This window comes from Streptomyces sp. NPDC088745, assembly GCF_044751045.1.
GTDB classification, from domain to species: Bacteria; Actinomycetota; Actinomycetes; order Streptomycetales; family Streptomycetaceae; genus Streptomyces; species Streptomyces cremeus.
Window position 1 is genome coordinate 421,084 of the sequence record NZ_JBIVLB010000003.1, and the last position, 12,681, is coordinate 433,764.

Sequence of the window (12,681 nt, forward strand, 5' to 3'; positions counted from 1 at the left end):
CGGACGAGGTGCGTCCGGCGGGGGCCGGTGCGGTGCGCCTGGTCCTGGTCACCGGGGCCGGCGGTGCGGGCCGCACCACCGTCGCCGCCGCGACCGCCCTCGCGGCCGCCGGCGCCGGTGCGCGCGTGCTGCTGCTGGGCACCGACCGGGACGACACCCTCGGCGCGGCCCTGGGACTGGACGCCGGGGCGATACCCGCCGGTCCGCACGCGCCCCTGGAGGCCGCGCCGGGACTGCTGGTCGCCCGCGTCGACGCCGCCGACGACTTCCGCCGGGAACTGGTCGCCCTCCAGGAGCGCGCGGCCACCGCCCTGGACCTGCTCGGCGCCTCCCCGCTGGACGCCGACGAACTCACCGAACTCCCCGGCAGCGAACCCTTCGCCCTGCTGCGGGCCCTGCGCGCCGCGGCGGCCGAGTCCGCCTCGTACGACCTGGTCGTCGTCGACATGCCCCCCACGCACAGCGCCCTGGCCGCGCTCGCGCTCCCCGCCCGGCTGCGCCGTTACCTGCGGCGGCTGCTGCCGCCCGAGCGGCAGGCGGCGCGCTCCCTGCGGCCGATGCTGGCGCAGCTCGCCGGGGTGCCGATGCCCGCGCAGTGGCTGTACGAGGCCACCGCCCGCTGGGATGCCGAACTCGCCGCCGTCCAGGCCCTGCTGGAGAGCCCCGCCCTGTCGGTGCGCCTGGTCGTGGAGCCCGGGCCGGGGGCCGCCGAGGGACTGCGCACCGCACGCCTCGGGCTCGCGCTGCACGCGCTGCCCCTGGACGCGGTCGTCGCCAACCGGGTGCTGCCCACCGCCTCTCCGGACCCCTGGCTGGCCGCCCTCTCGGCACAGCAGCAGACGCACCTCAAGGAGGTGCACGAGAACGCCCACCCCTTCGAGGTGCACGAGCTGCCGCACCTGGGACGCGCGCCGCGGGGCGCACCGGACCTGGCGCTCCTCGCGCACGCTCCGGTCCCGGCGGCCGCCGCCCCCGCGCACGTGGTGGAGGACCGGCTGGCCGAGGACGGCGTGCTGGTGTGGCACCTGCCGCTGCCGGGCGCCACGAAACGGGAGCTGGGACTCCTGCGCCGGGGGGACGAACTGGTGCTCACCGTCGGCCCGTTCCGGCGGCTGCTGCCGCTGCCGTCCGCGCTGCGCCGGTGCACCGTGTCCGGTGCCGCGCTCGCCGACGGGGTGCTGCGGGTGCGCTTCGCCCCGGACCCCGGGCTGTGGCCGCGGGGGCGCTGAAACACCGCCCGGCGGGGGATGACGGGGCCCTGAACGGCGTACCGCTGTTCGGGTAACGTCGATGGCGTACCGAGCCGTTTCCCGCCCCGCCTCGCAGGAGTGCGCCATGAGCGAAGCCACCGACCGCCCCGACGAGTCCCGTGCGTCCGCTGCTTCGGCCTCCTACGACGACGACGCCTGGGCGGCCGCGTGCGAGGAGGACCTCGCCGCCGAGCGGGCCCGCCGCCGCGCGCAGTACGGACCGCAGGCCGGGTCCGCCGCCGAGGAGCTGCGCAGGCTGATGGGCGCGGTCGCGGAGAAGGTCTCCTCGCTCCAGTCGCCGCTGCTGGGGGCGGCCGCCCAGCAGGTGGCGAGCCAGTTCGTTCAGCAGGCGAAGGCAGTGGTCGAGCCGGTCGTGGAGCGCAATCCGCAGGTCTTCGACCATCTGGCTGCGGCAGGCAACGAACTTCTCGCCGCCTACCGGTCCGCCGTCGCCGGGCACGAGCAGCGCTGGACCCAAAACGCAGCGGATACCGCGAAGACCCCCAACAGCACGGACAAATCGCCCACATCCCCGCAGTCCGGGCCGGACGACCCCGACGAGCGTTCAACAGGTGAACGCATCGACCTCGACTGAGACCCCTCCTCGGGTACGGTGGCCACAGGGGCCTGTCTCCGGCTCCGCGCAGGGTTCGACCTAGACCTGAGGGACTCATGGGACTCACCATCGGCGTCGACATCGGCGGCACGAAGATCGCGGCCGGAGTGGTCGACGAAGAGGGAACGATCCTCGAGACGTACAAGGTGAAGACGCCGCAGACGCCCGAGGACATGGTCGACGCGATCTCTGCCGCGGTCTCCGAGGTCAGCAAGAACCACCAGATCGAGGCCGTCGGCATCGGCGCGGCCGGATACGTGGACGACAAGCGCGCCACCGTGCTCTTCGCCCCGAACATCAACTGGCGCCACGAGCCGCTCAAGGACAAGGTCGAGCAGCGCGTCGGCCTGCCGGTCGTCGTCGAGAACGACGCCAACGCGGCCGCCTGGGGCGAGTACCGCTTCGGCGCGGGCAAGGGCCACGACGACGTCATCTGCATCACGCTGGGCACCGGCCTCGGCGGCGGCATCATCATCGGCAACAAGCTCCGGCGCGGCCGCTTCGGCGTGGCCGCCGAGTTCGGCCACATCCGGGTCGTGCCGGACGGCCTGCTGTGCGGCTGCGGCAGCCAGGGCTGCTGGGAGCAGTACGCCTCCGGGCGCGCCCTGGTGCGCTACGCCCGGCAGCGCGCCAACGCCACCCCCGAGAACGCCGAGATCCTGCTCGCCCTCGGCGACGGCACGATCGACGGCATCGAGGGCAAGCACGTCAGCGCCGCCGCCCGGCAGGGCGACCCGGTCGCGGTGGACTCCTTCCGCGAGCTGGCCCGCTGGGCGGGCGCGGGCCTGGCCGACCTGGCCTCCCTCTTCGACCCCTCCGCGTTCATCGTCGGCGGCGGCGTCTCCGACGAGGGCGAACTGGTCCTGGACCCCATCCGCAAGTCCTTCCGCCGCTGGCTGATCGGCGGCCAGTGGCGGCCGCACGCCCAGGTGCTGGCGGCCCAGCTCGGCAACAAGGCCGGTCTGGTCGGCGCGGCGGACCTGGCCCGGCAGGGCTGAGCCCGGCCGATCGTGCGTCCGGTGCCCGCCGCGTCCTCTTCAGGACACGGCGGGCACCGGTCTATGTTGGCCCGCATGGCGACCGACCCCCTGCCCCCGTCCCGTACGGAGCCCGACGGCTCGGCCGTCGTCCGCGTGCTGAGCTACAACATCCGCTCCATGCGCGACGACCGCCGGGCGCTGGCCCGGGTGATCCGGGCCTGTGCACCGGACCTGGTGCTGATCCAGGAGGCCCCGCGCTTCTTCCGCTGGCGCAAGAAGGCCGCCTGGCTGGCCGCCCACAGCGACCTGGTGGTCCTGGGCGGCGGTGCCACGGCGGCGGGCCCGCTGCTGCTGTGCTCCCTGCGGGCGACGGTCGAACGCACCGAGGACGTCCTCCTCCCGCGCACTCCGGGTCTGCACCAGCGGGGCTTCGCGACGGCGGTGGTACGCATCGGGGGCGCGCGGCTCGGCGTGCTGAGCTGCCACCTCAGCCTCCAGGGCGACGAACGCCTCACCCAGGCGGGCCTGCTGCTGGAGCAGCTCGCCGGGATGGGCGTCACCCACGCGGTGGCCGGCGGCGACCTGAACGACCGCCCGGACGGCAGGTCCTTCCGGCTCCTCGCGGGCGAGCTCCAGGACGGCTGGGCGGTGGCGCCGTGGGGCGGCGAGTACACCTCCGAACCGGCCACCCCGCACCAGCGCATCGACGCGATCTTCGCGACGCCGGGCGTGGAGGTCCTGGGCTGCGGAGTCCCCCCGCTCCCGGCGGCGGACGTCCGCGCGGCGACGGACCACCTGCCGGTCCTGGCGGCCCTGCGCGTCCCGGCGGAGGCGTGACCGCCGCAGGGGCGTGACCCCGCGTCCCGGCGGCGGCCCGGCCCCCGCGTCCCGGCGGAGGCGTGACCCCCTCGTCCCGGCGGCGGCCCGACCCCCGCATCCCCGCGGAGACCTGAGCGCGCGGCCCCGGCGGCGGCCCCGTGCCCGGCCCCCGCTCCGGATCGGACCGCCGCGCCCCGCCCGCGGCCCCTGCCCGGTCAGACCACCGCGCCCCGCCCCGGGTCCTCGTCCTCCTCGTCCGTGTCCCGGGTCATCCGCCCCACCAGCGTCGCGAACCCGCCCAGGAAGCCGCCGATCCCCAGGACCTGGAGCCACCAGGTCATGTCCCACCCCAGCAGCACCGCCAGCAGCATCAGCACCGGCCCGCCGATCACCGCGAGCCAGGCGAACTTCGACGTGACGTCGGCCTCCGGGAGCTCCGGGTCCGGCGGCACGAAGTGCCCCTCGTCGGACGCGTCGAGGTCGTCGTCCCCGGCCTCGGCCGGGGCGAAGTCCCGCGGCCCGGCCGTGCCGACCCCGGGCGCGAAGGTGATCGAGCCGCCCAGCGGCCGTACGTCCGCCGGATCGGAGCCCCCCGTGTCGTCGGAGGAGGTCCGGTCGCCGTTCACCCCTTCCTCCAGCCGCGCCAGGTCGTCCACCGACTTGAACGGCTTCGCCCCCGGCGGGTCCGGCGGCTCGTCCCCGTAACCGGCCACGATCGCCTCCCAGACGGCGGACTCGTCCAGCGGGGTGGCGGCGTCGTCCTTGCGGCCCCCGGTGACGGCCTCCGGCTCCCGCTCCTCCTCGCGGTCCGCGCGCTCCGCGTTGTGTTCAGCCACCTGCAGTGCTCCCCTTCTTGCCGACGCTCGGAGCGAGGCGGCCGATGAACGCGTGACTCTCGTCGAAGATCCGCTCCGCGTCATGGTCCAACGTCGCCACGTGGTAGCTCTGTTCCAGCAGGATCTCGGTGACGTCGGTGGACGACACCCGGCTGAGGATCCGGGCGGAGTCCGCGGGCGGCACCACGTGGTCCTGCGGGCTGTGCAGCAGCAACAACGGCTGCGTGACCTGCGGCAGTTCGCCGTCGACCAGCCGGAAGAAGGCCCGCAGGGAGTGCGCGGCGTGCAGCGGCACCCTGGTGTAGCCCACCTCGTGCGAGCCCTCCAGGGCGATGTCGTCGTACACGCCCCTGGTCGTCCGGACGAAGTGGCGCACCACCGGCAGGGCGTGCGCGGCCAGGCCGTGCACCTTGTTGCCCGGGTTCACCAGGACGATGCCGCTGATCGCGTCGCCGTGCTTCGCGGCCAGCCGCAGCGTGAGCGCGCCGCCCATGGACAGGCCGAAGACGAAGACCTGCGCGCACCGCTCCAGCAGCGCGTTCAGCTCGCGGTCGACCTCGGCGTACCAGTCCTGCCAGCCGGTGACCTGCATGTCCTCCCAGCGGGTGCCGTGGCCCGGCAGCAGCGGCAGCGACACCGTCAGCCCCCGCTCGGCCAGGTGGTCGGCCCAGGGGCGCAGCGACTGGGGGGAACCGGTGAAGCCGTGGCAGAGGAGGACGCCCACCTCTCCGCCTTCGTGGTGGAACGGCTCGGCTCCAGGGAGGACCGGCACCGGGGTCTCCTGTTCGTGAGGAAGGACGGGACGGCGAAACGGGTACTGAGGGTGACTTCACCGTACGCGACCGGACTGACACCGACCAGATCCGCCGGCCCTCCGGCCGGACGGCGGAATCAGCCGTACGGGGCACCCGCGGGCCACGCGCGGGCCACCGGGCAGAGCCGTCCGGGCGGCCCACGAGAGCGCAGGCCAAAGGCGGGTTATGGTCTTTTCGACAGACAAGGGAAGGCACACGTTGATCTACGGCGCAATGAAGTTCTCCATCGGAGGGTCCCTGAAGCTCGCCTTCAGGCCCTGGGTGGAGGGCCTGGAGAACGTTCCCGCGGACGGGCCGGCGATCCTCGCGAGCAACCACCTGTCGTTCTCCGACTCCTTCTTCCTGCCCGCCGTGCTGGACCGCAAGGTCACCTTCATCGCCAAGGCGGAGTACTTCACCACCCCCGGCGTCAAGGGCAAGCTCACCGCCGCCTTCTTCAAGGGCGTCGGCCAGCTCCCGGTGGACCGCTCCGGTGTGCGCGGCGCGGGCGACGCGGCGATCAGGGCCGGCATCGAGGTCGTCGAGAAGGGCGGCCTGTTCGGCATCTACCCGGAGGGCACCCGCTCCCCGGACGGACGCCTCTACCGCGGCAAGCCCGGCGGCCTCGCGCGCGTGGCGCTGGCGACCGGCGCCCCGGTGATCCCCGTCGCGATGATCGACACGGAGAAGATCCAGCCGCCCGGCAAGGTGGTGCCGAAGCTGATGCGCCCCGGCATCCGCATCGGCAGGCCGCTCGACTTCAGCCGCTACCACGGCATGGAAGGCGACCGCTTCATCCTGCGCTCGGTGACCGACGAGGTCATGTACGAGATCATGAAGCTCTCCGGCCAGGAGTACGTCGACATCTACGCGACCGCCGCCAAGCGCCAGATCGCGGACGCCGAGAAGGCGGCCAAGGCGGAGAGGGCGGAACTGGAGAAGGCCCAGAAGGCCGCCCAGGCCGAGCTGGAGAAGGCCCAGAAGGCCGAGAAGAGCGCGCAGGAGGAACGTTCCGCGTAGGCGGTGGAACGTTCCGGGACCGGACGGCGTCGTCCGTGCGAGAGTCCTCGCAGAGGTCGTCCGTCCGGGGGGTGGGGGAACATGGCCGAGGCCCAGCGCTCGCGGGTCGTGCGGATGTCGGTCGAGCAGCCGCTGTGGCGCGCGCTCACCGGCTACCGCGTGCTCACGGCGGTCTACGCGGTGCTGCTGTTCGTGTTCACGCGCGAGGAGTTCGAGCGCCCCTGGGTGGCGGTCGCCTACCTCTCGGTGATGGCGGTGTGGACGCTCGCCACGCTCCCCAGGGTGGCCAACGCCGCCGGCTGCACCGGGGGCTTCCTCGGCGTCGACCTCGCCGTCGCCCTCGTGGGCATCCTGATCACCCCGCTCGCCAACGTCGAGGCGCGGCTGGTCGACGGGCCCACCCTGCCGACGATATGGACCGCCGGTTCGGTCCTCGCGTACGCCATCAAGGGCGGCTGGCGCTGGGCCGCCTCCGCCTCCTCGCTGGTGGCCGCCGCCAACCTGGTCGAGCGCGGCACGCCCAGCCGGGACACCCTGCACAACGTGCTGCTGGTGTGGGTGGCCTCCATCGCCATCGGCTACGTCGTGGAGGTCGCCCGCGCCTCGGAGGCCACCCTCGCGCGCGCCCTGGAGATCGAGGCCGCCACCCGGGAGCGCGAGCGCCTCGCCCGCGACATCCACGACAGCGTCCTGCAGGTGCTCGCCATGGTGCAGCGCCGGGGCACCGCGCTCGGCGGCGAGGCGGCCGAACTGGGCCGGCTGGCCGGTGAGCAGGAGATCGCCCTGCGCACCCTCGTCTCCAGTGGCCTGGTGCCCACCGCGCGGGCCTCGCACGAGGCCTCCCGGGGGGCGCTGGTGCGCGTCGTGGAGACGGACGCCGCCGACGGCGTACGGGAGGACGCCGGGCCGGTGGACCTGCGCGCGCTGCTCGCCCCGCACGCCGGGGCCGCGGTCTCCTTCGCCGAGCCCGGCACGCCGGTGCTGCTGGCGCCCGCCGCCGCACTGGAGCTCGCGGCGGCCGCCGGCGCCGCCCTGGACAATGTGCGCAGGCACGCGGGCGAGGGCGCCCGGGCCTGGATCCTGGTCGAGGACGAGCCGGACGAAGTGATCGTGACGGTACGGGACGACGGCCCCGGCATCCCCGAGGGCAGACTCGCGCAGGCCGAGGAGGAGGGGCGCCTCGGCGTCGCCCTGTCGATCCGCGGCCGGCTGCGGGACCTGGGCGGCAGCGCCGAGCTGGTCTCCGTGCCCGGACAGGGCACGGAAGTAGAACTGAAGGTCCCACGGGGGAAGGCGGAACGATGAACGAACAGGTCAGGCACATGGCGGCGGCGGAGGGGACGGAGGAACAGCGGCCGTCCGTCCGGGTGATGGTGGTCGACGACCACCCCATGTGGCGCGACGCCGTCGCCCGCGACCTGGCCGCCGCCGGGTTCGACGTGGTCGCCACCGCCGGTGACGGCCCGCAGGCCGTACGCCGCGCGCAGGCCGTCTCGCCGCAGGTGCTGGTGCTCGACCTGAACCTGCCGGGCATGCCGGGCGTCCAGGTGTGCCGCGAGCTGGTCGGCGCCGACCCCCAGTTGCGCGTCCTGGTGCTCTCCGCGAGCGGCGAGCACGCCGACGTGCTGGAGGCGGTGAAGTCCGGTGCGACCGGCTACCTGCTGAAGTCGGCGTCCGCCGAGGAGCTGACGGACGCCGTCGCGCGCACCGCCGCCGGCGACCCGGTGTTCACGCCGGGGCTCGCCGGGCTGGTGCTCGGCGAGTACCGCCGGCTGGCCGCCGACCCGGCGCCGGCCGCCCCGGACGAGCCGCGTGCCCCGCAGCTCACCGACCGGGAGACCGAGGTGCTGCGGCTGGTCGCCAAGGGGCTGTCGTACAAGCAGATCGCGGAGCGCCTGGTCATCTCGCACCGCACCGTGCAGAACCACGTGCAGAACACCCTCGGCAAGCTCCAGCTGCACAACCGGGTGGAACTGGTGCGCTACGCCATCGAGCGCGGCCTCGACGGCTCCTGAGGCGCACCGGGCGGCCCGCCCCGCACTCTCGACGCCCTCGGCGGGCCGCTCTAGCGTGGTGGGTTCCAGGGCCGGGCGGCGGCGGGGGGACACGGCATGCGAGTGGGGCTTCTGACCGGGGGCGGCGACTGCCCCGGGCTCAACGCGGTCATCCGGGCCGCCGTCCGCAAGGGCGTGCGGGACTACGGGTACGCGTTCGTGGGCTTCCGCGACGGCTGGCGCGGGCTGCTCGACGACCACCGCACGACGACCCTGGACATCGCCGCCGTGCGCGGCATCCTGCCGCGCGGCGGCACCATCCTCGGCTCCTCGCGCACCAACCCGCTCGCCGAGGGCGAGGAGGGCGTGCGCCTGATCGAGGCGACGCTGGCCCGGCACGGCGTGGAGGCGCTCGTCGTCATCGGCGGCGAGGACACCCTCGGGGTCGCCGCCCGGCTGTCCGGCGAGTACGGCATCCCGTGCGTCGGGGTGCCCAAGACCATCGACAACGACCTCTCCGCCACCGACTACACCTTCGGCTTCGACACCGCCGTCTCCATCGCCACCGAGGCCATCGACCGCCTGCACACCACCGCCGAGTCCCACATGCGGGTGCTGGTGGTGGAGGTGATGGGCCGCCACTCCGGGTGGATCGCCCTGCACGCGGGGCTGGCGGGCGGCGCCAACGTCATCCTGGTGCCCGAGCGGCGCTTCGACGTCGACGAGGTGTGCGGCTGGATCACCTCGCGCTTCCGCTCCTCGTACGCCCCCATCGTGGTCGTCGCGGAGGGGGCGATGCCGCGCGACGGCGACCCGGTGCTCAAGGACGGCACCCTGGACTCCTTCGGGCACGTGCGCCTCTCCGGGGTGGGGGAGTGGCTGGCCGCGGAGATCGAGAGGCGCACCGGCAAGGAGGCGCGTACGACGGTGCTGGGACACGTCCAGCGCGGCGGCACCCCGAGCGCCTTCGACCGGTGGCTGGCCACCCGCTTCGGGCTGCACGCCGTGGACGCGGTGCGCGACGGGGACTTCGGGACGATGGTGGCGCTGCGGGGCACGGACATCGTGCGCGTGCCGATCGGGGAGGCCACGGCGAGGCTGAAGACGGTGCCGCCCGAGATGTACGCGGAGGCGGAGGTCTTCTTCGGCTAGCGCCCGGCGGCGAGTGGCTCGGCCCGCCCGGATCGGAGATATTGGCTGAATCCGCGCAAAGCCTCTCGTGACTGGGGAATTCCGTGAAAATTCTGGCATTCGGTGTGCAGGCCGACGAGCAGCCGCTGATCGAGAAGGCCTTCACGGACGCCGGACTCGGCGAGGCGCACTGCCTCAAGGTCTTCCTCACCGAGGACACCGCCCCCATCGCCGCCGGGCACGAGGTCATCAGCACCAGCGTCAACGCCGACCTGAGCGCCGCCGTCCTGCGCACCCTCGCCGCCGGCGGCACCCGGATGATCGCCCAGCGCTCCACCGGCTTCAACAACATCGACCTCGACGTCGCCCGCGGACTCGGCCTCACCGTCGCCCGTGTGTCGTACTACTCGCCCCACTCCGTCGCCGAGTTCGCCTGGACCCTCGCGATGGCCGTCAACCGCCGCGTGGTGCGTGCCGCCGCCCGCACCCGCGACTTCGACTTCCGCCTCGACGGGCTGCTCGGCCGCGACATGCGCGGCCGCACCGCGGGCGTGCTCGGCACCGGCAAGATCGGCGAGGCGTTCACCCGGATCGCCCACGGCTTCGGCATGCGCCTGCTCGGCTGGGACGTGGCGCCGAACCCGGAGTGCGTGGCGCTGGGCATGGAGTACGTCGACAAGGACGAGCTCCTCGCCTCCGCCGACCTGATCAGCCTGCACGTGCCGCTGCTGCCCGGCACCCGCCACCTCATCGACGCCGGCGCCCTGCGCGCCATGAAGGACGACGCGATCCTGGTCAACTCCAGCCGCGGCGGCCTCGTCGACACCGAGGCCCTCGTGGACGAGCTGCGCGCCGGGCGCTTCGCCGGGGTGGGCCTGGACGTGTACGAGGCGGAGGCGGGCCTGTTCTTCCTCGACAAGTCCCTGGAGGTGGTCGCCGACGACACCCTGGCCCGCCTGGTCACCTTCCCCAACGTGCTGGTCACCTCGCACCAGGCGTACTACACGGTGGACGCCCTGGAGCAGATCATCGAGGCGACCGTGCGGAACGTCGGCGACTTCCTGGCGGGCCGTCGCGGCGACAACGTGCTGGCCGGCTGAGCGGGTCTCACACCCCGGTCGGCACGAACGCCGCCAGCAGCCGTGTCACCACCGCCGCCCCGCGCAGGCTGAGCACCGACTCCGGGTGGAACTGCACGGAGGCGAACCCGGGCCCGCGCAGCGCGTGCAGCTCCCCGGTGGCGTGGTTGCGGGCGGTCTCCACCCCGTGCGCGGCCAGTTCCGCCGCCTCCGCCGCGTCGCACACCGCGGTGAAGCTGTTGTAGAACCCGACCGTCTCCGGCACCCCGAACAGCACCACCCGCTCCTGCGCCCCCTGGTGCGGCACCTCCTTGCGCGCGATCCGCAGCCCCAGCTCCGCCGCGATCAGCTCGTGGCCCAGGCACACCCCGAGCACCCCGTGCGGGTGCCCGCCCAGCAGGTCGGCGGTGAGCGCCCGCAGGAACCGCATCTTCGGGTCCGCCGCGTCCTGCGGGTTCCCGGGCCCGGGGCCCAGCACCACCGGCCCCGGATGGGCGAGCGCCGCCTCCCGCAGCCCCGGCGCGTCGAAGCGCCGCACGGTCACCTCCAGGCCCGAGGAGCGCAGCACGTGCGCCAGCATCGCCGTGAAGGTGTCCTCCGCGTCCACCACCAGGGCGTGTCCCGCGAGCGTCCGCTCCCGCTCCTGCATCCGCAGCCAGAACGGCGAGAGCCCGGCCCGCCGCCCGTCCAGCGCCGCCCGCACCCGGGCGTCGTCCGCGAGCGGGGGCCGCGCCGACTCGTCCCGGGGGCGTCCGGGACGCACCCCCAGGGCCGCCAGCACGCCCGCCGCCTTGGCGTGCGTCTCGGCCACCTCCGACGCCGGGTCCGAGTGCCGTACGAGCGTGGCGCCGACCGGCACCCGCAGGCGGCCGTCGAGGGCGATGTCGGCGGTACGGATCAGGATCGGCGAGTCCAGGGTCTGCGCCCCGGACGCGTCGACGCCCAGCAGGGCCAGGGCGCCCGCGTAGTACCCGCGCCCGCCGACCTCGTGGCGCTCGATCACCCGGCACGCGTTCTGCACGGGCGAGCCGGTCACCGTCGCGGCGAACATCGTCTCGCGCAGGACGTCCCGCACGTCCAGCGAACTGCGCCCGCGCAGCTCGTACTCGGTGTGCGCGAGGTGGGCCATCTCCTTGAGCCGGGGGCCCACCACCACGCCGCCCATGTCGCCGACCGTGCACATCATCTTGAGCTCTTCGTCGACGACCATCGACAGCTCCTCGGTCTCCTTCGGGTCGGCGAGGAAGTCCAGCAGGCCGTCGGGGGCGGGGCCGTCGGCCGGGTAGCGGTAGGTGCCGCTGATCGGGTTCATCACGACCGTCCCGCCGGACATCCGCACGTGCACCTCGGGGCTCGCGCCCACCAGCACCCGGTCGCCCGTGTGCACGACGTACGTCCAGTACGCGCCCCGCTCCCCGTCCAGCAGCCGCCGGAACAGCGCCAGCGCGTCGGCCCTGCCGAAGCCGGGGACCACACCGGTGTAGGTGCGCCGGATGACGAAGTTCGCCCCCTCGCCGCTCCCGATCTCGGCGTCGACGACACGCTGGACGATCCTCGCGTACTCCGCGTCCGCGACGTCGAAGGCGCCGTCCTCCACCCGTACCCGGTGCGAGGGAAGCGCCGCCGACACGTCCTCCAGCGGGAGTTCGTACGTCTCGTCCGCGACCAGCACGCTCAGCGGCGTCCCGTCGTCGCGCACGTCGAAGCCGCGCTCCCTGATCTGCCGGAACGGCACGAGCGCCAGCACCGGCCGCCCGTCCTCGCCGGCCGGCAGGTCCGCGAGCCGCTCGGCCTCGTGCACCGCGCCGATCAGCACCTCGACGGTGTCCCGGTCGCGCCCCGGGGTGCGGCGGCGCAGCAGTGCGAAGGGCGGGCAGTCGTCGCCGAGGAGACGGGACAGTACGGCGTCGGAGAGAGACATCGGGGGTTCCTTCCGGGTGCGGAGCCGGAGGAACGGCCGGGAAACGAGAAGGGCCGCCCTCCTGGGGCGGCCTCTGCGTCAGTGGATGTACGCGCGAATTTCAGTGGGCCGCCGGATGAGCGGTCCACCACCAGTCCTGGTTCCGGGTCGGTTGCGCGAACATGTGCCGCACCTTACCCCACGCATCGGTGAACGCGACGTCTCAGCCTGTGAGCGCGGCGCTGAGCACCCGGTCGCACCC

13 protein-coding genes are annotated in these 12,681 nt (G+C 74.0%); 9 read left to right on the forward strand and 4 right to left on the reverse strand.

The annotated features are described in order from the left end of the window. Positions 1-32 precede the first annotated feature (32 nt). The 4 genes from ACIP93_RS11155 (at position 33) to ACIP93_RS11170 (ending at position 3,683) form a co-directional block, all read left to right on the forward strand. On the forward strand, positions 33-1,229 hold the full coding sequence (locus ACIP93_RS11155) for an ArsA-related P-loop ATPase (RefSeq protein ID WP_345226533.1): 1,197 nt from the start codon (positions 33-35) through the stop codon (positions 1,227-1,229). Positions 1,230-1,335: 106 nt separating this feature from the next. Beyond that, positions 1,336-1,845, forward strand: a complete 510-nt coding sequence (locus ACIP93_RS11160; RefSeq protein WP_345223697.1) for a DUF5304 domain-containing protein — start codon at positions 1,336-1,338, stop codon at positions 1,843-1,845. A 77-nt stretch (positions 1,846-1,922) separates the two neighbouring features. Further along, positions 1,923-2,864 (forward strand): ROK family glucokinase, encoded by a 942-nt coding sequence (locus ACIP93_RS11165; RefSeq protein ID WP_345223698.1) that lies wholly within the window; start codon positions 1,923-1,925, stop codon positions 2,862-2,864. 75 nt (positions 2,865-2,939) lie between these two features. After that, complete coding sequence (locus tag ACIP93_RS11170) at positions 2,940-3,683, forward strand: endonuclease/exonuclease/phosphatase family protein (RefSeq protein ID WP_401757517.1); 744 nt, start codon at positions 2,940-2,942, stop codon at positions 3,681-3,683. Positions 3,684-3,880: 197 nt separating this feature from the next. On the opposite strand, the gene ACIP93_RS11175 is transcribed toward ACIP93_RS11170, so the two are convergent. Together ACIP93_RS11175 and ACIP93_RS11180 are read right to left on the reverse strand one after the other, a co-directional pair. After that, positions 3,881-4,501 (reverse strand): hypothetical protein, encoded by a 621-nt coding sequence (locus tag ACIP93_RS11175; RefSeq protein ID WP_401757519.1) that lies wholly within the window; start codon positions 4,499-4,501, stop codon positions 3,881-3,883. After that, positions 4,494-5,273, reverse strand: coding sequence for an alpha/beta fold hydrolase (locus ACIP93_RS11180; protein WP_345223699.1), 780 nt, complete (start codon positions 5,271-5,273; stop codon positions 4,494-4,496). The genes ACIP93_RS11175 and ACIP93_RS11180 overlap by 8 nt, the downstream gene beginning before the upstream one ends. A gap of 256 nt (positions 5,274-5,529) precedes the next feature. On the opposite strand from ACIP93_RS11180, the gene ACIP93_RS11185 reads away from it, so the two are divergent. From ACIP93_RS11185 to ACIP93_RS11205, 5 genes are all read left to right on the forward strand, one after another. Next, positions 5,530-6,315 carry a lysophospholipid acyltransferase family protein gene (locus tag ACIP93_RS11185; RefSeq protein ID WP_401757940.1) on the forward strand — a complete coding sequence of 262 codons (786 nt, stop codon included), beginning with the start codon at positions 5,530-5,532 and terminating at the stop codon, positions 6,313-6,315. Positions 6,316-6,396: 81 nt separating this feature from the next. After that, positions 6,397-7,620: a MacS family sensor histidine kinase gene (gene macS, locus ACIP93_RS11190; RefSeq protein WP_401757521.1), complete on the forward strand. Its 1,224-nt coding sequence runs from the start codon at positions 6,397-6,399 to the stop codon at positions 7,618-7,620. A 17-nt stretch (positions 7,621-7,637) separates the two neighbouring features. Continuing rightward, on the forward strand, positions 7,638-8,330 hold the full coding sequence (locus tag ACIP93_RS11195; RefSeq protein WP_401757942.1) for a response regulator: 693 nt from the start codon (positions 7,638-7,640) through the stop codon (positions 8,328-8,330). Positions 8,331-8,426: 96 nt separating this feature from the next. Beyond that, entirely contained in the window at positions 8,427-9,461 is a 1,035-nt protein-coding gene (locus ACIP93_RS11200; RefSeq protein WP_401757523.1) for a 6-phosphofructokinase, read from the forward strand. 83 nt (positions 9,462-9,544) lie between these two features. After that, on the forward strand, positions 9,545-10,540 hold the full coding sequence (locus ACIP93_RS11205; RefSeq protein ID WP_401757525.1) for a 2-hydroxyacid dehydrogenase: 996 nt from the start codon (positions 9,545-9,547) through the stop codon (positions 10,538-10,540). A 7-nt stretch (positions 10,541-10,547) separates the two neighbouring features. Here the strand turns inward: ACIP93_RS11205 and ACIP93_RS11210 are convergent, their stop codons facing one another. After that, complete coding sequence (locus ACIP93_RS11210) at positions 10,548-12,440, reverse strand: anthranilate synthase family protein (RefSeq protein WP_401757527.1); 1,893 nt, start codon at positions 12,438-12,440, stop codon at positions 10,548-10,550. Between the two features lie 100 nt (positions 12,441-12,540). After that, positions 12,541-12,603: a trp operon leader peptide gene (locus ACIP93_RS11215; protein WP_380837077.1), complete on the reverse strand. Its 63-nt coding sequence runs from the start codon at positions 12,601-12,603 to the stop codon at positions 12,541-12,543. Positions 12,604-12,681: the final 78 nt, after the last annotated feature.

What these genes read in the sequence shown, in the direction of transcription:
- ACIP93_RS11160 (WP_345223697.1), top strand. Translation starts at nt 1,336, where the DNA reads ATGAGCGAAGCCACCGACCGCCCCGACGAGTCCCGTGCGTCCGCTGCT.
- ACIP93_RS11165 (WP_345223698.1), top strand. Translation starts at nt 1,923, where the DNA reads ATGGGACTCACCATCGGCGTCGACATCGGCGGCACGAAGATCGCGGCC.
- ACIP93_RS11170 (WP_401757517.1), top strand. Translation starts at nt 2,940, where the DNA reads ATGGCGACCGACCCCCTGCCCCCGTCCCGTACGGAGCCCGACGGCTCG.
- ACIP93_RS11185 (WP_401757940.1), top strand. Translation starts at nt 5,530, where the DNA reads ATGAAGTTCTCCATCGGAGGGTCCCTGAAGCTCGCCTTCAGGCCCTGG.
- macS (WP_401757521.1), top strand. Translation starts at nt 6,397, where the DNA reads ATGGCCGAGGCCCAGCGCTCGCGGGTCGTGCGGATGTCGGTCGAGCAG.
- ACIP93_RS11195 (WP_401757942.1), top strand. Translation starts at nt 7,638, where the DNA reads ATGGCGGCGGCGGAGGGGACGGAGGAACAGCGGCCGTCCGTCCGGGTG.
- ACIP93_RS11200 (WP_401757523.1), top strand. Translation starts at nt 8,427, where the DNA reads ATGCGAGTGGGGCTTCTGACCGGGGGCGGCGACTGCCCCGGGCTCAAC.
- ACIP93_RS11210 (WP_401757527.1), bottom strand. Translation starts at nt 12,440, where the DNA reads ATGTCTCTCTCCGACGCCGTACTGTCCCGTCTCCTCGGCGACGACTGC.